Here is a 20,227-nt window from a genome sequence, read left to right on the forward strand (position 1 = left end):
TGTATGGTATTTATTTGGTGCTTATATTACGTGCAATTCGCGAAATTATTGCTAAAGTTTTGTTATCTTTTGCAAAAACAGAGTTAAGACCTTGCTCTTCCTGCGCCGGGTCACATGTGTATTCATCACCAGCGACCCACACTACATGGTCGGGCTCTGCATATCCGCCCCATCCCCAGAAGTTGCAGCCGTCAATCAGGTCGCCGCGCTCCACGAGCGAGAACACATACTCATAAAACTTGTCCCTGCCCTCCGTGGGTGAGCCGGAAGCAAATGACATGGAGTCGCGCGGATAGCCAAACTCCTCAAGCACAAGAGGCTTGCGCGCACGCTTCATCATCTCGGAGTGGGGAGTTATATACTCCACCGCCTTGATGCAGGCACTGTCGACGCCTGAAATAAGGGTCTCCTTGCCTACCCAGCTCCAATTATAGGGCCAGAGATGGATGATGCCGTAGTCAATCTCGGGATAATTGTGAATCTCTTCCCAAAGCTCGATGTCCTGCTCGCAGCCATGCTTTCCTTCGCTGCCGGTCGACACGAGATGGTTAGGGTCAATCTCCTTGATTATCTTTGCCGTGGTGCGTATCCAGTCGGCGAAGGCGCGTTTCTGCACGCTGTCGTCGGCAAATGCCCGTGGCTCGTTTGCCACCTGCCATGCCATTATCGCGGGGCTCTCCACATAAGGCTTCCCGGTAACACTGTTGACCCGCGACACTATATTGCGCACATGGTCATAAGAAAGCTGCTTTGCCGAGTCACAGGTAACAAACTGCCTCACATAGTCCATATAGGCGGGCCAGCCGTCAACACTCGGAATCGGGGCCTTGCCCTTACCCGCCCACTGCAGATAAGCAGAATATCCGCCGCTCCATTCCCAGGCGTTGTTAAGGTAAAGCACAGCCTTCATGTCGCGGCGCTCAAGCTCAGCCATGAGGTAATCGAGCCCTGCAAGAAGAGTGTCATTATAGACTCCGGGCGCGGTCTGCAGGACAGGGCTTATATGAGAGGCGAGACCCTCGTCACCGTCGCCGCCGACAAGGATGCGCAGATTGTTCACTCCGTTTTCCTGAAGCAAGTCAAGTTCACGGCTCAGGCGGGCGCGGTCGCCTCCCCTGCCCTCCGATGCAAGTATGGGGCCATACCAGAAATTAGTCCCGACAAACCGATAGACACTGTCGCCGATATAAAACTTGCCGTCGCGGACGGTAACGAAATCACCGTCACGTGCAGCGCCGCTCTTCTTTGACGAAGAGCAGGCTATAGCAGTCACAGCCACACAAAGGGCTGCTATCCATAATATTTTTTTCATTTTTCAAGTATTGTTTAGATTCGCAAAGATTATTTCTCCCAATTATCAGTGCGGAACGGGGCAAGCGGAAGCTCACGCATGCCATAGATGTTTCCGGGAGCCCAGTTTTTAAAGCAATAGCGCACAGCGGCAATCTTGTCGACCTTGTCACTTGTCACCTCCACATTACAGCGGTCAGTGTACACCTGCTTTGCCTGAGCGGGATGGAACACCCCGTCTTCACCTGCCACCTCGAAGCCCTCCATGTCGCGTTCAGGCGAGAAGCCGTCGTCGGCATGACGGAAGTGCAGGATAGCCTTGTTGCCGTCGACCTCCATCGACTCAAATTCAGGCGAATCGCAGGCAATGCCTTTCACGCCATAGTCACGTACAGCCGCCATATAGGCAAGACGCTCGCCTATTTCGCGCTTTTTTGACGGATGAATCTGAAATGAGGTGCCGGGTGTCACGAGGTCTACCGTAGCGACAATGCCGCTGTTTGGCACAATCTCGACAGCCTTGCGCTGAGCCTCGCGGAGCAAAGCGCCCCATGTGCCCTGCTCGTCACCATAATAATGAGGAGGCACCTCGACACAGTAGACAGGTATCTCACCCTGACCCCACTTGTCGCGCCAATGCTCTATCATGGTAGCGAAACGCGAAGGGTAATCGGCATGCTTGCCGACATTGCTCTCTCCCTGGTTCCACAGGAATCCGCGAACGGTATAGCCCATAAGCGGATGAAGCATACCGTTGTACATAATCATAGGGAGCATATATTCCTGATAGTCGGGACGGCTCTCATCTTTTTCAGCCTCATAATCCACGTCGGGATAGCGGTCAAGGATTTCCTTGGGAAGCCAGCCCTCCACGCGGCTTCCGCCCCAGCTGCAATTTATTATCCCGACAGGGACGTCTATTATATTATTAAGTTCGCGCGCGAAGAAATAGCCCAGGGCGCTGAAGTCAGGAGCATTTTCGGGGACACACTCCACCCATTCGCCCTTCACGCTGTCAAGAGGCACCTCCGACCGGTTTTTCGGAACCGTCGCGAAGCGTATCGCATGTTTGTATTTGCCCGACTCTGCAATCGCCTTGTTAGCGCCCTCGATCGGCGCGCCCCAGAATCCGCGGAGAGGCATCTCCATATTGGACTGTCCGGAGGCAAACCACACCTCGCCGACAAGCACATTGTCAAGCGTGCGGGTCTCGCCGTCGCCCGTGATAGTGACTGTCTGTATATCATATGAAGCAGCGGGAGTCGTCACTTTTACATCCCAGCGACCGTCTTTTGCGGCTTTTGCCGTATATTCCTTTCCGTTCCAACCGGTGACAACCTTTACCGGCGACCCGGGCTTTGCCCATCCCCACAGAGCCGCCTCACTGTTTTGCTGAAGCATCATGTTACGGTTAACGATGTCAGGAAGAGTCAGCGCGTCGGCACCACAGGCAAACCCGGCAACGGCGATGCCCATTACCAGGTTACGAAGATTGATTTTCATGATTTGATACTTGATTGTTTAACGGTTACGGTTAATATAGTATTTCACAAGCACCGCCCACGGCTTGAGGTCGTCGTCGGTCCATTCCTCGCCTTGCGAAGACGCCGACGGGCGGAGCATCGAGCAGGTTTCATCCTTGTCGCTTACCGACCAGCAAATCCAGCTTATTCCGTTAGCGTCGGCAAGTTCCATCCACTTTTCCCAGGAAGCGGGGTCAATCACTCCGTCGCCTGTGTGAACCATCGACGCACATTCAGCCATGAACAACGGAAGCCCCTTGTCAATGGCATATTGAGCCTGCTGACGCAGATAGTCGGTATGGGTGGCGGCATAATAGTGGAGCGAATAGACTACATTTTTATCTGACGTAATAGGGTCGTCGGCAGCCTCATGCACATTCTGGTCCCAGCGGGGAGTCGGCACTATAACAATTGCCTCAGGCGCATTCTTGCGTATGATCGGCAACAGTTCCTCGGCATAGCTCTTTGTCTCCTGCCAGGTGACTTCAAGAGGCTCGTTCCAGATTTCATACATCACATTGGGCAGATTGCCATATTTCTCGCTGACCGTGGCAAAAAACTCTTTGGCGAGCGGAAGATTGTTTTCATGGCTATGGAAGTCGATAAGCACGTATATGCCGTTTTCCACCGCTCCCTGCACGATGCTGTCGACAAGAGCATAGCCCATTTCAGGCTTCTTGTCAAAGGTGTTTTCATCCAGGTCAAGGCCGATAGACGCACGCACAATGTCAGCGCCCCAGTCCTTGGCGATTTCTGTCACCGAACTGCGGTTGTAGAAGCGCGGCCACATGTTGTGCCATCCGAAGCTCACACCGCGCAGCTGTATCGAGTCACCGTTACTGTCGACTATACGCGAGCCGTTGACTTTCAGCTGTCCGTGACGCTCTACAAGAGTAAGTTTTTCATTTTCGGCGGCAGAGTCCGATGCCTCCGCCTTAACACCACACGCCGTCATCCCGAGAAGTGATGAGAATAAAATTACGATTGGCAATAATTTCATGGAATTGAGTAAATATGTTTAATTGGTTGATTAATAATAATTCCTATGTCACAAATATAGTAATTATATCCGGCCGAGCAATCAAAGTCGCCGCAGAGTGTCACAATAAGATAAATTAATACTATTTTACCTTACCCTACACTATGATTTTGTTCTTGCGGTAATTCTCTCTGAACACCTTGGGCGAGCAGCCCTTTTTACGCTTGAATATGCGGTTGAAATTGGACACATTGTTAAACCCGCACTCATAGCATATCTCCACAATCGACATCGTGCTGTCGGCAAGCAGCCGCGACGCATATCCAAGCCGGAGGTCGATGATATAATCCGAGATGGTCCTGCCTGTGCGTAACTTGAAAAAGCGGCTGAACGCGGTCGGGGTCATGCTTATCAAGTCGGCAAGAGCCTGAAGGCGTATCTCTTTGTTGTAATTCTTGTTGATATACTCTTCGACCTTGCGCACACGCCGGCTGTCGGACACGGTCGACACATTGGCAAACGAAGAGCTTGAAAGCATGTGGAAATTTTCCTCAAGCGAAAGCTCATACAAGATTTCAAGCAGCTTCAACACCCTGTAAAACCCCGACTGAAGGCGGGTTATCTCCATAAGCTTTGAATAGAGCCTCATGATTGCCGGCACCCCGAATGCAATCCCGTTGCGGCTGCGGTCGAGCATCACCTCGAGGCTCTTCATCTGATTTTTGGCAAGAAGCGAGTCGCCGAGCAAGTCAGATGAAAACTGGATGGTCACCTCATGTATATCCTTGCGGCAGCACTCATGCTGCTCCCAGGCATGTTCAAGACCGCCGCCCACAATCGCAAGGTCATAATTGCCCAGCTCCTCGATGCTGTCGCCAACGATACGGCGGGCACCCTCACAGTTTTCCACAAAGTTAAGTTCAAACTCTGCATGCCTGTGTAGCGGGTAATCAAAACTCTCCTTGTAACGATCGACAAGGTAAAAGCAATCCTTTGACGAAAGCGGCGTGATTTCCGTGATGACCTTATTCATGATTTAAGATTATGGATAATTGCAAAGTTACAACAATTTCAATTAGTTGCAAATTTTGTGCTGCTAAAATCAGCACATTCCGACATAAAAAATTGCACATTATACCATAATCCGGAATAATTTACATTAAAAATAATGCATCGCAACGTCAAAGTCGCCCACCTCCGTTAATTTATCACAAATCAAAGACGCTATTTTGTAATTTAACACAATATCACAACAAAACAATTTATATTTGCAAAACCACGTAACAGCTATATGGGTTCCTTACATGAATCCATCTTTTTTAAGCCCCCGTATAAAGCTCTCGAAATTTTCTGCTAAAAGAGTTATTTTGAAATCTGATTCCTGATCTACATGCACAACTTTAGGCTCCCCTAATGGACCACATTCTCGATAATCCAAAAAGACCATATCATGCCCGGCACTTGGGCAACTACAAATGGCAACTCCAATAGCAGGATAGCCCCATTCGTCAATCATAAACCGGCTGCCAATCTCCCCACATACTGAGTACGGTTTATTTCTGTCTATACCGAATATACCGGTAATTACCTTTGTGCGATTGTTTCCTACAGGCAAACATGTTTTAGCCGGAATCCCGCCATTCTGTTGTTTAATCAACTCGATATAGGAAGCAGGCAGTTTATAGCCTAATTCTCGTTCGACACCGGCTATTAATTCATCATTAGGCGGATTGCCGACATATTGGCTTCTTGCATATTGACTGTCTTTCCAAAAGTTTGTGAAATCAAAGTCTTCAAATATTTGTGTCTTATTAAAATTTTCTTTTTGTGGCTCATAATGTCCTTTAGCGTTCCGCTTGTCAAGATCGTTGGAATCGCTTGTCACTGCGATTAAATTTCTTATGGCTAAACGCATGTCTTCAAAATAGGAAGAAATTTCACCCTTTATATCGTGATAATTTTCAATTAGATACAAGTCGCCAGGATCTAAATGGCAATAAAACAGTTGCATTATGTATGAAAAGCTATCGACAATTCCACATAATATAGTTTCATAATACTTAGTTTTACCATTTTCAAGATAATAATGTGTCAAACTCTTTATACACAGCAGAAATTCCCTGAATTTTATCTTGTCAAAGAAAGCACATTCATGTAATTGAAACATGAATGTAGTAGCTTTAATAGCTTCAATTTCCTCTGTACAATATTTCTCAAGTTTATTCATCATATTGTGATAATGTTTGGCTATTATTCTAATGGCTTAAAATAGTATTCTTTAAATACTCCATTTTTGCTTCTGGCATAAGTTGTGGCACATGGAGCGCGAAGTAACGGAATTGTCACCTAAATAAGTACGCGGCAGGTTTATCAGTGGTTCCTTGCAAAGTTACAAAACATCTACAACCATAGCAAATATTCCGGCTTCCACAACGAAGATTGAAATCGGGGATGACGGCAAATCGGAAATTGAATTTTACACTACCGATGCACAGTCAACCACTTATGACATCGTGATAGAGGGTCGCCCACCTCTGTTAATTTATCACAAATCAAAGACACTATTTTGCAATTTAACACAATAACACAACAAAACAATTTATATTTGCAAAACCACGTAACAGTTATATGATGACAACATCTCTTCTCAACGACAAAACAGGACAACGAATCTTAAAATATCTCAAACAATTGCCTCTGGTTATAATTGTCGTGTTTTCACAAATAGCGGTCACAGCCTCAGCTGTGACCGCCGATACCATTTTCAGACGTATTGATCATCAACGTGAAATCTTCCCTCAAGAAAAGGCATATCTGATGACCGACCGTGACAACTATCTCGGAGGAGACACAATATGGTTCAGGGCATTTATAATGGATGCTTCAACCCATATAGAGGTGAATGCGAGCAGATATGTCTATGTAGAGCTAATCAATCCTATGGGCATAACAGAGCAAAGGATAATGGCAAGAAATAACAATGGCACATATTCGGGCTACATAAAGCTTCCGGCAGATATATCAGACGGCAAATACGACCTTATAGCATATACCCGATTCATGCAGAGCCAATCACCGGACTTTTTTCCACGGAAGAAAGTAACTTTACTAAACATCAGGTCAATAAAAGATGAAATAGTCCATCGTTGGGATAGCCGAAACAGGCGTCTGTCATTATCATATTTAGACAAAACGACAGGTAAACCTCGCCAATACAACGAGATGAATTTACGCTCCGACGGAGGCAAGGAGTTTTCATCATCAGGCAGCCCCGATGCAATCAACATAAAAATCAAGCCGGAAGATCTTATAAACGGATGGATTCAAGTGAGATATGACGACTATCAAAAATTCATCCATCTCGACAATATGCATGAAACAGAAGAATATGACCTTACGTTTTTCCCTGAGGGCGGCTACATAATAGACGGAGTTCCATGTCGCATAGCATTCAAAAGCATATCGGCTGACGGTATGTCACGCGATGCGGAAGGCAATATCGTTGATGAATCAGGCACAGAAGTAGCACAGTACAAATCGCAACACGCCGGCATGGGGTCATTAGTATTGACCCTCGATAAAGACAAGAAATATTACGCTATCGACAACGGCGGAAAAAAGGTGGAGCTTCCCCCTGCTACAAAACGGGCATCAGTGCTTCAAGTTCATAACCGCTTTGCTGACACGCTGAAAATCACGGTCGCAGGAGAGCGCACTAATGGCATGTCTCTTTTAATGCAACAGAGAGGAATACCGCTTACTTACACCCGGCTTGACGACATCGACACAATAAAGTTTGCCCGCGCTTCTTGTCCTCCGGGCATAATCCAGCTGACCCTCTTTGATGACAGCATGCACAAACTAAGCGAACGCCTAATATTCATAGCAGACCACAATAATCATCAACCGGAAATTGTCCCCAACCGTATATCCTACAAAAACCGTGAACATGTAAAAATCTGCGGCATATTTGACAGCATAAGACCACCCAAAGGAAACTATGCCGTCAGCGTAACGGACCGTAATTCAACATTACATGATTCAAATGCCAACATAGTATATCACACATTACTGCAAAGTGACCTGAAGGGACATATTGAAGATGTCGGATATTATTTTTCAAGCACTGTAGAGGCGGTAGAAGCGCTTGATGATCTATTGCTGACCCAAGGGTGGAAACGATACGACATCCCGGAGACAATCAAAGGGCACTATTCCAAGCCAAAAACACAAATCGAGACAGACATGGCTATAACGGGATATGTTCACAGCCTTTGGAAAAACAAAGCTGTCTCTGACGCGACTGTGAGCCTCATGTCACCAAATACCGGCTATGTCGCAATGACGGAGACAGATAATGATGGACGGTTTATTTTTGACGGATTTGAGCTGCCCGAAAATTCCCGTTTTCTAATTCAAGCCATAAACCATGACGGCAAAACAGAGCGAAATATAATTGTAGACCCGTCAGACTATCCTCACTTGCAATATAGGCAAGATTTTTCTTACGAAATTTGCAACAAAGTTTCCCCCATAGAGAAAATGCGCATTGAAAGCAATCCTGAGCTCAGTAGCATATTGTTATCAGAAGTGGTTGTGACCGGTCAAAAAAAAGCCCGAGTCAGGAACCACATGGTATGACCTCATAACCGAGTCACGGCAATATGATACTGAAGACAAGGACTACACATATATTTCGACCATAGAAGAAGCGCTCCGCAAAATCCACGGCATACAAGTAAGGAATGACGGTTCTATAATGTTTCGCGGAAAAACGGTAGCCGTCTATGTTGACGACATATATATAGATTTAGGTCATGTGTCTACAGGACCTCTCCCGCTATTCGAGGGAAAACCACCGACAAAGGGCAAAAAAATTTTCCGGAAGGGAAATAAATCCACTCACTGGGTTATGGGTGACGGATTAGGAGTTTTGGGGTCGAACGACAATCAATTAAGGGCAATCGAAGATATATGTCCCTACAGTACCATCAAGAAGATAACATTTCTTATCCCCGGCGAGGCTGTCGCTTTAGGTTTCAAAGCCGCTAACGGCGCCTTGATGATTCAAACAAAAAAAGATGCCGGGAAGCTACACGACACATGGGACAACGGTATCCGCGAAGCCCATGTCCCGGGATATCAAAAACCGGCAGAATTCTACTCCCCACGATATACACCTGACAGCCACATCGATGGAAGCGATCTCAGAGCCGCAATATACTGGAATCCGAAGATTGAAATCGGGAATGACGGCAAATCGGAAATTGAATTTTACACTACCGATGCACAGTCAACCACTTATGACATCGTGATAGAGGGCATCACCGATACAGGAACACCTTTTTCTTCTCGCTCGACTCTCTCTATCGAATAATCAGGCTACATTTAACCTCATGGCAACATTTCAAGCGGAAGAGTGTTAACATTATACAATTCACAGTTAAAAACATAATGTCATGAGCGGAAAAAACAGTTTTTGGAGCTACCTGTTCGTATTAGTCGCAGGAATCGTGTTAATTTGTTTTCACACCCGGGTCAATATCCTTGCGTGGCTGATAATGTTTGTAGGCGCTATGTTTGCATTGCCCGGACTTATCGGAGTCATCACCGGCATAAGCCGCAGCAGCCGCAACAAGGGCGTCAACGCCTCGTCGATGATCTCTTCAATCGGCTCGCTTATCATCGGAGTAATCATGATCATATGGCCGGAACCGTTTGCGGGAGTGTTTGTCTACGTACTCGCCGCAGTGCTTCTCATTGTCGGTTTCTGCCAGATATGGGTGCTCGCGGTAGACTATAAGCCCTATTCGATGCCGCTGTGGCTTTATGTGCTTCCGGCGCTCATCTTCATCACCGGCATAGTCATGATATGCTCTCCCCTGCGCGAGATAGAGTCGGCGTTCACCCTTATGGCAGGCATAGCGATGGTTGCCGCCGCGGCAAACGGACTGTTTATCTACCTCGCCGCCTACAACTCGGCACGACCGGTCAAGGAAGAGATAAAAGACACAGAAAAAATCGAGGGCTAAGCCCGTCTACGTCACCTGTCGAGATTGAAGCGACGGGTGACGTAGTCACATATCATCCCGGCGACTTCCTCGGCAGGAAGCGACGACGAGTCTATTGTCATGTGATAGGTCTTTGCATCGCCCCAAGTCTTGTCGGAGTAGAAGTTATAATAACCTGCTCGCAACTTATTGGTCTTTTCGGCAAGCGACCTTGCCTGCTCGGGCGTGGTCTTGTCGCCTCGGCGCATGATGCGCTTCACACACTCCTCAATCGGCGCATGTATAAATATGTTGGCACATCGCGGATGGTCACGCAGCACATAGTCGGCGCTGCGCCCTACTATGACACATGAATGTTTTTCAGCCACCGAATGGATAAAATCGCTCTGCGCACGGTAAAGAGTGTCATCACTGATTGACGAGGATCCGGCATATAATGTATAAGGATTATACCCCATCGTAAAAGAAAACAGCCCGCTGAAAAATCTCGGCATCTTCTCGTCAGACTTCTCAAAAAACTCAGGGCTTACACCTGCATTTTTTGCAGCCTCACAAAGTAGCTCCTTGTCATAATAAGCTATGCCGAGCTTCTCTGCTACAAGCTTCCCAATCTCCCTGCCGCCGCTTCCAAACTGGCGACCTATCGTGATTACATAATTCTTTTTATCCATAATATCGGGTTTAAGTCATACAAATATAAGTGTTTTTACCGAAATTTATTATCTTTGCGCAATAACTTTACAATTAGTATCATGAACGAGGATATTAAAAAGGAACTTGGCAAAGACCCCGACGGGCTTTTAACCTACGAGTATATCGCCAATCATATTGATTCAATCGACCCTGTCATTGACGACCTTGTCGACAATATGATAACCGTTGACCTGTCCGGTCAGTTCACAGTCAGCGCAGCCCGCTATCTTCACGCCATAGACAGCGGCAAATATGCCGGCGCCATATCAAGGCTCATCGCAGCTGCAATAGAAAAAGACCGCGAACACAGATATATCGGTGACCTCCTGTCGCTCTGGGGCGACGACTATGCCGACAACGTGGCGGCTTTAAGCGCCTCCGACGACAATTTCCGACGCATATACAAGCGCCTGTATCCTACCGGAATGTGAACCCTGTAATAATTATGTTAAGACTACGAACTATCGGACTGTTGGCTGCGTTAAGCCTCTGGAGCACGTCATGTTCACAGACGCGCCAATCATCAATAGAAACTAACAACCTAAACACAACGGAAAACATGACTCAGACTGACAAAAATGACATCATTGTCAACATCTCCACAACCATGGGCGACATAAAGGTGCTCCTTTACGGCGACACCCCGAAACACCGCGACAACTTCATAAAGCTTGTCAATGACGGATTTTATGACGGTACACTATTTCACCGCGTCATCAATGAGTTCATGATACAGGCGGGCGACCCCGAGTCAAAAGGAGCTCCGGCCGTGAAGCGTCTCGGCACCGGCGGCCCAGGCTACAACATCGAGGCGGAGATTGTATATCCTGAACATTTCCACAAGCGTGGCGCTCTTGCAGCCGCACGCCAAGGCGACAATGTCAACCCGGAGCGCAAATCATCAGGATCACAGTTCTACATCGTAACCGGAAAGGCTTATTCCGAGCAACAGCTCATGCAGATGGAGAAGCAGATGCAGATGATGAAACAGCAGGAAATCTTCAACCGTCTCGCCTCGGAAAGGCGCGACACCATAATGCAGCTCCGCCGCAACAACGACCACGCCGGCATACAGAAACTTCAGGAAGAGCTTATAGCTCTCACCGAGACAGAAGCCTCAAAAAATCCGGTAAAATTTACCGACGAGCAGAAAAAAGCCTATACCACTGTCGGCGGCACTCCGCATCTTGACAACCAGTACACTGTGTTTGGCGAAGTGCTTGACGGACTTGACGTTGTGGAAAGAATCGAAAAGGTCACCACTTTGCCCGGCGACCGTCCTAAAGACGACGTAAAGATATTAAACATCACAATCGAGAAATGATCGAGATAAACCGCTTCACGCTTCCCAACGGGTTGCGCATAGTGCATAATCAGGATAGTGCCACTGCAATGGTGGCACTAAACATATTATATAATGTAGGCAGCCGTGACGAGAATCCGGAATCGACAGGAATGGCCCACCTCTTCGAGCACCTGATGTTTGGAGGGTCACGGAATATCCCTGAATTTGACAAGGCTCTTGAAGAAGCCGGAGGCACCAACAACGCCTGGACCAACTGCGACTTCACCAACTTCTACGACATCGTGCCAGCCCACAACGTAGAGACCGCATTCTGGCTTGAAAGCGACCGCATGAACGAACTGGCATTCAGCGAGCGTTCACTGGAGGTGCAACGCCATGTCGTGTGTGAGGAGTTCAAGCAGGTATGCCTCAACCAGCCTTACGGCGACCTGTTTCACCACCTGTACGCGCTTGCCTACAAAGTCCACCCCTACCGCTTTCCCGTCATCGGCAAAGAGCTGTCTCACATAGAGCAGGTCACCATTGATGACGTAAAAGCATTTTTCTATCGCCACTATGCCCCAAACAACGCGGTGCTCGCCGTAACCGGCAACATTACATTTGAAGAGACATGCCGCCTCGCAGAAAAATGGTTTGGCGGCATCCCGTCACGCGACATCCCCCCTCACACATATGCCCGGGAGCCTCTCCAGCAAAGTCCGCGACGCGACACAATGACAGGAAGAGTGCCGCAGACGGTAATCTACAAGGCATACCACATGCCCGGATACGCCGATGTGTCATATCCGGCATGTGACGTGATAACCGACCTGTTGTCGGCGGGACAGTCATCGAGATTTTACAGAAACCTGCTTATGGGGACCGACATGTTCACACGCGTCGACGCGTCAATCACCGGCACGGAAGACCCCGGACTAATGCTGCTGAGCGCCCACCTCCGCGAAGGGACCGACCCCGAGAAAGCAGAAGAAGCCCTGACCCGTGAGGCTCTATCCCTGATTTCAGAACCGCCTGCCGACTACGAGCTACAGCGGGCGTTAAACCGGTTTGAGTCCAACCATACATTTGGCTGCATGAACTATGTAAACCTCGCCTCGGTAATAGCCCAGGGCGAAATGCGCGGACAAGACATCAACAACATCGTGCCGAGACAGCGCACCGTGACACCTGAAATAATACATGACACGGCTGCAACCATCCTTGTTCCGGAGAACTCGTCCACCCTCTTATACACCCCTGTAAATTGACATTTTTAATTTTTTTCACCATAAATGTCATCAATTTTCAAAATTATACCTATATTTGAAACCTGATAATATTACGGCGGCAGCTTCCATTGCCGCAAGAAAGTTATAAAACAATACAATACGACTATGGAATTGCGTGAACAATCCCAGCCGGCAGAAAACGCCGCCGCGGATTTAACCTTGAACGAAGAAGCCATGATGGCTCCTGAAACAATTGAAGAGAATGTAGAAGTTGAGACAGCCGGTGAAGCGACTCCCGACCATTGCCGAGCCATGACTAAGGACGACATAATCGCGACGCTGGAAGCTATCAGCGAAAAAGACGGTGCCGACATTTCTCGTGAGGAAGTGTCATCACTACGTCAGCATTTCCACGCAATCCGAAAAAGCGAGCTCGCGGCAGAAAAGCAGGCGTTTGTCGACAATGGTAATGACGAAGCAGCGTTTACCCCCGCTCCCGACCCGCTGGAAGAGCGTTTCCATCAGCTCACCGAAACCATAAAGGAGAAAAAGGCTCTCTATGTAGCGGCTGTCGAAGCTGAACGCAAGGCCAACCTTGACAAAAAGCTCGCCATAATAGACGAACTCGGAAAAATGGCGGAAGACACTGACAATGTCAACAAGCTTTTCCCCCGTTTCCGCGAATTGACCCAGGAGTTCAAGACAGTAGGAGAAGTGCCCCCGACCGACACGACCGACCTTTACAGGAATTATTCCGCCGCAGTAGAGCGCTTCTACGACCAGTTGAAAATCAACAAGGACCTGCGCGACTATGACTTCAAGAAAAATCTGGAGCAAAAGCAACTGCTTATTGCAGAGGCCGAAAAGCTCGCAGCCGAAGAGGATGTAATCACAGCTTTCCGCCGCCTTCAGGAATTACACGACAAGTGGCGCGAGATAGGCCCCGTGGCCAAAGAGATACGCGAAGAAATCTGGAACAAGTTCAAAGACGCCTCGGCGACAGTCAACAAGCGTTACCAGACATTCTTTGAAGAGCGCAAGGCTCGCGAACGCGAAAATGAAGAAAAGAAGACGGCTATCTGCGAGCGCGTGGAAGCTCTTGACTTTGACAACGTCAAGAGCTACGCTGCATGGGATCAGCTGACCAAGGAGATACTTGCCGCCCAGGAAGACTGGAAGAAACTCGGTTTCGCATCAAAAAAAGTCAACAATTCGCTTTTCGCCCGTTTCCGCGAGACATGTGACACATTCTTCGCCAAAAAGGCGGAATACTTCAAGACTATGCGCGACACCCACGCCGCCAACCTTGAAAAGAAGACATCACTCTGCGAGCGTGCTGAAGAACTTAAAGAAAGCACTGACTGGAAAAAGACAGCCGACAAGCTTGTAGAGCTACAAAAAGAGTGGAAGACCATCGGCCCCGTTGAGAAAAAACACAGTGACGCTGTGTGGCAACGTTTCCAGACAGCGTGTGACTATTTCTTTGACCGCAGGAAAAAAGCCACTTCCGGCGCTCGCAAGGCAGAACAGTCCAACCTCCGTCAGAAACAAGAGATTATAAACGAGCTTAAAGCCATCTCCGACGAGACATCCCGCGACGAGGCGATAAAGACCGTAAAGGAGCTAATGGCAAAATGGCAGCAGATAGGTCATGTCCCGTTTAAAGACAAAGACAAGGTATATGACGCATACCGCGCGGCTGTCAATGACCTGTACAATCGTTTTGACATGAAAGAGTCAAAGGCGGCAATGGCAAACTTCGCCGACACCATCAATGAAATCTCCGGCGACGAGAATAAATTGTATCGCGAACGCGAACGCCTTGTGCGCGTATTTGAGCAAAAACGCAACGAATTGAAGACTTACGAAAATAATCTGGGCTTTTTCAGCGTTAAGTCTAAAAGCGGAAACTCGCTTCTGAAAGACATGGAGCGAAAGATGCAGCGCATAAAAGACGACATCGCGACTCTTGAAGAAAAAATCAAGATGATTGACAGCAAGCTATAACTGTCGGTCAACGACATAGCATAAAAGAGCGCCTCCGCGATGGACAGGAGTGCGCTCTTTTAATTAAGAAAAGACCAATCATGTAATTACGATATACGGCAAAGTGTTTAGGAAAGGAAAATATGGCAAATATCTACACATCATCGAAAGCCTGCTTGGCTTTGCGGTGGTGAACCTTGCGTTTCTGATTGCCACACTCTCCGACAAGGAAGTGCTCGGTTTCAGATGGAAGGTGACTCTCCTTATCGTGAATGTATGCTATCTACCGGTAGTCTACTATCGGGCACGCTATCCCCAGGGAAGAGCCTTGCATCTTGACATAATCGCAAAAAATGCAATCGCGGCAGTCGGCATACACGCACTGTTCTTCTTTTCCATACTGACATTTCTCGACTCATGGGTCGATAACATGTCGTTTTATCTATGGTTTTACGGCATTCTGGTCATTCTGCTTCCGCTCGGATGGACAATGACGCGCCTGTCACTGAAATATTTCCGCCGCAACGGCATAAACTCGGCAAACGCCGTAATTATCGGCACCGGGGAAAGTGCCATAAGACTCCGTGACGCCATGCTTGCCGACCCCGGCTACGGCTACCGCTTTCTCGGATTTTTTGACAGCAAGCCAGCAAGACCTGATGCTGTCGACGGATATCGCGGCACTATCGACGACCTTGAACGCTTCATGAATCTTGAACCGGTCAATGAAGTCTACTACACGCTTTCAGGAGAAGACCACGAGACCTTACGCCGATGTGTAGGATATGCCGACAATCATGTCGCGCAGTTCTACTATGTCCCGCAGCTCAATCAGTATGTCAGCCGTGTCAGCGAGCTTTCCAACATAGGGAAAGTGCCCATACTTAACATCAGGGAAAATCCGCTGAAACGCATCTCCAACCGTTACATGAAGAGAGCCTTTGATGTAATCTTTTCATCAACGTTTCTTATACTGTCACCGATACTGTTTATCCCGATTGCCATAGCCATAAAGCTCAGTTCGCCCGGACCGATACTCTTCAAGCAGAAACGCACAGGCTACCTCGGCAAGGACTTCAACTGTTACAAATTCCGCACCATGCGGCTAAACGAGGCAAGCGACACGCAACAGGCTGTGAGAGAAGACCCGCGCGTCACCCGTGTAGGCAATTTTCTGCGACGCACGAGCCTTGACGAGCTGCCTCAATTCATAAATGTGTGGCTCGGCGACATGTCGGTCGTGGGTCCGCGTCCTCACATGCTCAAGCACACCGCCGACTACAGTAAGCTGATTGACAAATACATGTTACGACATCTCATCAAGCCGGGCATAACCGGATGGGCCCAGATAAATGGCTTCAGAGGTCAGACCGAAGAACTGTGGCAGATGGAGAAGCGTGTCGAACACGATGTGTGGTATATCGAAAACTGGAATTTTTTCCTCGACATAAAGATAATAATACTTACTGTCATTGACGTATTCCGCGGTGATGACAACGCTTTCTGACAACGGCATGCCCCAAAACGACATAACCAAACAGGCACGCGCTCTGCTCAACCGTTTCTACGGTTACCGCGACTTCCGTCCCGGACAACTTGACATCATCAAGTCAATAATGTCGGGACGAGACACGCTTGTACTTATGCCGACAGGCGGCGGCAAGTCAATATGCTATCAGATTCCGGCAATGCTTGGTGAAGGATGCACGATAGTGATATCCCCGCTCATCTCCCTGATGAAAGACCAGGTAAGCGGACTGAATGCCAACGGCATTCCGGCTGCGGCGATAAACAGCGGAAACTCCGAAATAGACAACCGGAATGTGCTTCGCGAAGCCATGCGCGGAAAGATAAAACTGCTCTACATGTCGCCCGAGCGTCTGATGGTGGAAATGGAGCATGTGGATTTCCGTGGCTGGGTCGACCTTTTTGCCATTGACGAGGCACACTGCATCTCTCAGTGGGGGCACGATTTCCGTCCGGAATATTCCGCACTCGGGCTTATAAAGAAACGCATGGGAAATGTCCCGGTAATGGCGCTTACCGCGACCGCCGACAAGCTTACACGCGATGACATAGCAAAGCAGCTGTCGCTCTGCGACCCGTTTGTCTACATCTCGTCGTTTGACCGCCCCAATCTGTCGCTGCGTGTAATCCCCGCTCCACCCAAAAGCAAGAAAGTCGCCTACATATCACGCCTGATCGACCGGTATCCCGACGACTCAGGAATCGTCTACACCCTTAGCCGCAAGGGCGCCGAGGCTATTAACGCGGAGCTTACGCTTAAAGGCTATAAAAGCACCGTGTACCACGCCGGACTTTCAGCCTCGGAGCGTGACCGCGCCCAGGAGATGTTTATCAACGGGGAGGTACAGGCCGTATGCGCCACCGTGGCATTCGGCATGGGTATTGACAAAAGCAATATACGATGGGTCGTCCACTCCAACATGCCCCGCAACCTCGAAAGCTACTATCAGGAAATCGGACGTGCCGGACGTGACGGCATGAAAGCTGAGACAACCCTGTTTTATTCTTACGCAGATGTCGCAACCCTCCAAAGCTTCATAAACGAGTCGGGACAACGGGAAATAAACCAGGAAAAGCTCAAGCGCATGATGGAATATTGCGAGAGTCCCGTGTGCAGAAGGCGCGTGCTGCTGAGCTATTTTAACGAGGTCCTTGACCACGACTGCAAAAACTGCGATGTGTGTCTGTCGCCTCCCGAACGATTTGACGGCACTATCCCCGCCCAGATGGCACTCAGTGCAATAATACGCACAGGAGAGAAAACCGGCATACAGATGCTCATCGACATCCTGCGCGGTTCGGCCCGCACCGAGCTTATAAATCTCGGATATGACAAGATTAAGACCTACGGAGTAGGCAGGATGATTCCGTTTGTCGAGTGGAATGAATATATCTCCCAGCTAATACAGCTCGGCGCCGTCGACATCGCCTACAATGACTCCAACCACCTTAAAATCACTCCCTACGGACAAAAAATCCTTAGAGGAGAAGTCACGGTAATGCTTGCCCGCCGACAGAAAGAGGCCACGGCAAAGAAATCGCGCGGCGCCAAAAACACAGCTCCGGTCAATCCCGCCGAGCAGCTTTTCAGCGAGCTCAAGTCGCTTCGCAAAGAGCTTGCCGCCAAAGAAGGCATCCCGCCCTATCTCGTGTTTACCGACAAGACTCTCATGGACATGGTGCGCCGCCGCCCCGTGACTATGAACGAGTTCATGCAGGTAGAAGGCGTAGGAGAGCGAAAATGTGTAAAATACTGGGCACAGTTCACCGCCCACATAAGCAAATTCAAGTAAAAGCCATGCCACATCCTGTCGAATTACTGCGCAAACTGTTTAACCTCTCGCCTGAATTGCTTGAAAAGCTCAGTGCTGAAATCAAGGAAAAACGCATGCCGAAAGGCTCGGCGATCGACGGCAACAAAAATGTACAGCAAAACACATATTATATAAAGAAAGGGGCGGCACGCGCCTATTACACAAAAGACGGCAAGGAACACACCATGTCATTTGCCTTCGACGACGAGTACCTGATGACCCACCTCGTGCTCAACTCGATTGACATCCCGCTATCCATAAAGTTTATGGAAGACTCCGAGGTAATCTGCATCCCCATACGCTCATTAAGCTACAAGATGAAGAAAGAGGCTGACTCCAACATGTTAGAGGCGTCAATGTTTCTTAATTCAAGTCTTGTTGCCTATAATTCCTATCTTGAGGAACGCATTTACACCCTCCAGTGCATGGACGCGCGCGAAAGATATGACTGGGCAATGAGGCGCTACCCGCGCCTGCTCGAATATGCGACAGTCACGCAGGTCGCTTCCTTTCTCGGAGTCACAAGAGAAACGCTTTATCGCATAAGGTCAGGAAAGTATTAAATCTTTAAAATGGTTTAATAATACTTAAATCATAGGAAATTTATGATATATATCATATACTTTCCGATTATCTGTGTCTAACTTTGCACTAATTTTTATTAAAGTATACAATTCAATAGGGAAAAAGATAAGTCATAAATAATGAAAAGTATGAAATTTAACGCAGCAAAGACAGCCGGAATGGCTCTCGCAACCGCAACTGTGCTGTGTGTGACCGCATGCGGTGGTCAGCAACAGCAGCAAGCTCAGGCACCGGCGCCTGAAATCGCAACTCTAACTGTCGATTATGGGAATTCCAATCTCGAAAGCACCTATCCCGCGACCATTAAAGGACGCACTGACATTGACATCCGTCCGCAAGTGACAGGATTCATCACCAAAGTTCATGTTGACGAAGGTCAGCAGGTAAAAAAAGGACAAGTATTGTTCACTCTTGACCAAGTTCAATTTCAGGCAGCCGTAGACCAGGCGCTCGCTTCTGTAAAAGTAGCCGAGACCGGTGTACAGACAGCCCAGCTTACAGCTGACAACAAGCGCACACTATTTGACAAGAATATAATCAGCGAATATGAATGGCAGATGGCCGACAACGCCCTCGCCCAGGCTAAGGCACAGCTTGCCCAGGCTCAAGCCAACCTGGTGAACGCCCGCAAGAATCTTGCCTATACCTCAGTGACCTCCCCCAGTGACGGTGTGGTAGGCACTATACCCAACAGGGAAGGCTCTCTTGCTTCTCCCTCTTCGGCCCAGCCGCTCACAACCGTAAGCGACAACTCCGAAGTTTACGCCTACTTCTCCCTGAACGAGAAAGACATCCTTGACCTTACTGAAAACGGGGCAAAGTCATTGAATGCAAGCATCAGCCAGATGCCTGAAGTGACACTCCGTCTTGCTAATGGCGAGCTTTATCCGACAAAGGGCAAAGTAGCCACAGTGTCGGGCGTGATTGACAACTCGACCGGTTCGGCGACAGTACGCGCCCTCTTTGACAACAAGAGCGGAATGTTACGCAGCGGTTCAACCGGTCAGGTGTTGATTCCCAACAACTTCGAGCAGGTCATCATGATTCCTCAGGCAGCCACCAACGAGCTTCAGAACGTTCGTTTCGCCTATGTTGTAAATGACAGCAACAAGGTAGTAGCAACCCCTATCCAGGTGTCAGAAATCAATGACGGCAAAAACTTCATCGTCACTTCAGGACTTCAGCCCGGACAGCGCATTGCAGTCGAGGGCATCGGAACAAAGGTGCGCGACGGAATCACCATCGTGCCGGTCGATGCAGCCGCAGCAAAGCAGACACAACCCCAGGAAGCTTCACAGCAATAAC

The 20,227-nt window shown here is 48.6% G+C and carries 17 protein-coding genes; 11 read left to right on the plus strand and 6 right to left on the minus strand.

Features of this window, described 5'->3' with window-relative positions:
* Positions 1 to 10: 10 nt before the first annotated feature.
* The 5 genes from E4T81_RS01320 to E4T81_RS01340 form a co-directional block, all read right to left on the minus strand.
* Entirely contained in the window at positions 11 to 1,312 is a 1,302-nt protein-coding gene (locus tag E4T81_RS01320) for a beta-mannosidase (RefSeq protein WP_135040751.1), read from the minus strand.
* Between the two features lie 29 nt (positions 1,313 to 1,341).
* A complete protein-coding gene (locus E4T81_RS01325) occupies positions 1,342 to 2,793 on the minus strand; it encodes a sialate O-acetylesterase (RefSeq protein ID WP_245206971.1) in 1,452 nt (483 codons plus the stop codon).
* Positions 2,794 to 2,811: 18 nt separating this feature from the next.
* Positions 2,812 to 3,813 carry a glycoside hydrolase family 5 protein gene (locus E4T81_RS01330; protein ID WP_135040752.1) on the minus strand — a complete coding sequence of 334 codons (1,002 nt, stop codon included), beginning with the start codon at positions 3,811 to 3,813 and terminating at the stop codon, positions 2,812 to 2,814.
* A gap of 136 nt (positions 3,814 to 3,949) precedes the next feature.
* Complete coding sequence (locus E4T81_RS01335; RefSeq protein ID WP_135040753.1) at positions 3,950 to 4,825, minus strand: AraC family transcriptional regulator; 876 nt, start codon at positions 4,823 to 4,825, stop codon at positions 3,950 to 3,952.
* Positions 4,826 to 5,092: 267 nt separating this feature from the next.
* Positions 5,093 to 6,022: an SMI1/KNR4 family protein gene (locus E4T81_RS01340; RefSeq protein ID WP_245206972.1), complete on the minus strand. Its 930-nt coding sequence runs from the start codon at positions 6,020 to 6,022 to the stop codon at positions 5,093 to 5,095.
* A gap of 398 nt (positions 6,023 to 6,420) precedes the next feature.
* Here E4T81_RS01340 and E4T81_RS01345 point away from each other — a divergent pair, with 398 nt between their 5' ends.
* From E4T81_RS01345 to E4T81_RS01355, 3 genes are all read left to right on the plus strand, one after another.
* Positions 6,421 to 8,433, plus strand: coding sequence for a hypothetical protein (locus E4T81_RS01345; RefSeq protein WP_135040754.1), 2,013 nt, complete (start codon positions 6,421 to 6,423; stop codon positions 8,431 to 8,433).
* 118 nt (positions 8,434 to 8,551) lie between these two features.
* Complete coding sequence (locus tag E4T81_RS01350) at positions 8,552 to 9,169, plus strand: hypothetical protein (protein ID WP_135040755.1); 618 nt, start codon at positions 8,552 to 8,554, stop codon at positions 9,167 to 9,169.
* 82 nt (positions 9,170 to 9,251) lie between these two features.
* Positions 9,252 to 9,824, plus strand: coding sequence for a DUF308 domain-containing protein (locus E4T81_RS01355; RefSeq protein ID WP_135040756.1), 573 nt, complete (start codon positions 9,252 to 9,254; stop codon positions 9,822 to 9,824).
* Between the two features lie 11 nt (positions 9,825 to 9,835).
* Here the strand turns inward: E4T81_RS01355 and E4T81_RS01360 are convergent, their stop codons facing one another.
* Positions 9,836 to 10,474 carry an AAA family ATPase gene (locus E4T81_RS01360; RefSeq protein ID WP_135040757.1) on the minus strand — a complete coding sequence of 213 codons (639 nt, stop codon included), beginning with the start codon at positions 10,472 to 10,474 and terminating at the stop codon, positions 9,836 to 9,838.
* Between the two features lie 81 nt (positions 10,475 to 10,555).
* Here E4T81_RS01360 and E4T81_RS01365 point away from each other — a divergent pair, with 81 nt between their 5' ends.
* The 8 genes from E4T81_RS01365 (at position 10,556) to E4T81_RS01400 (ending at position 20,226) form a co-directional block, all read left to right on the plus strand.
* On the plus strand, positions 10,556 to 10,927 hold the full coding sequence (locus E4T81_RS01365; RefSeq protein ID WP_135040758.1) for a hypothetical protein: 372 nt from the start codon (positions 10,556 to 10,558) through the stop codon (positions 10,925 to 10,927).
* 14 nt (positions 10,928 to 10,941) lie between these two features.
* Entirely contained in the window at positions 10,942 to 11,820 is an 879-nt protein-coding gene (locus E4T81_RS01370; protein WP_371683024.1) for a peptidylprolyl isomerase, read from the plus strand.
* Positions 11,817 to 13,049: a pitrilysin family protein gene (locus E4T81_RS01375; RefSeq protein WP_135040759.1), complete on the plus strand. Its 1,233-nt coding sequence runs from the start codon at positions 11,817 to 11,819 to the stop codon at positions 13,047 to 13,049. Before E4T81_RS01370 ends, E4T81_RS01375 begins: the two co-directional genes overlap by 4 nt.
* Positions 13,050 to 13,175: 126 nt before the next feature.
* Positions 13,176 to 15,017 carry a DUF349 domain-containing protein gene (locus tag E4T81_RS01380; RefSeq protein WP_135040760.1) on the plus strand — a complete coding sequence of 614 codons (1,842 nt, stop codon included), beginning with the start codon at positions 13,176 to 13,178 and terminating at the stop codon, positions 15,015 to 15,017.
* A gap of 103 nt (positions 15,018 to 15,120) precedes the next feature.
* Positions 15,121 to 16,503, plus strand: coding sequence for an undecaprenyl-phosphate glucose phosphotransferase (locus E4T81_RS01385; RefSeq protein ID WP_135040761.1), 1,383 nt, complete (start codon positions 15,121 to 15,123; stop codon positions 16,501 to 16,503).
* Between the two features lie 7 nt (positions 16,504 to 16,510).
* Positions 16,511 to 18,316 (plus strand): DNA helicase RecQ, encoded by a 1,806-nt coding sequence (recQ, locus tag E4T81_RS01390; protein WP_135040862.1) that lies wholly within the window; start codon positions 16,511 to 16,513, stop codon positions 18,314 to 18,316.
* A 5-nt stretch (positions 18,317 to 18,321) separates the two neighbouring features.
* Positions 18,322 to 18,900: a Crp/Fnr family transcriptional regulator gene (locus E4T81_RS01395; RefSeq protein WP_135040762.1), complete on the plus strand. Its 579-nt coding sequence runs from the start codon at positions 18,322 to 18,324 to the stop codon at positions 18,898 to 18,900.
* A 150-nt stretch (positions 18,901 to 19,050) separates the two neighbouring features.
* Entirely contained in the window at positions 19,051 to 20,226 is a 1,176-nt protein-coding gene (locus tag E4T81_RS01400) for an efflux RND transporter periplasmic adaptor subunit (protein WP_245206973.1), read from the plus strand.
* The last annotated feature ends 1 nt before the right edge of the window (position 20,227 follow it).

It is taken from the genome of Barnesiella sp. WM24 (genome assembly GCF_004570975.1).
Classification (GTDB): domain Bacteria; phylum Bacteroidota; class Bacteroidia; order Bacteroidales; family Muribaculaceae; genus Muribaculum.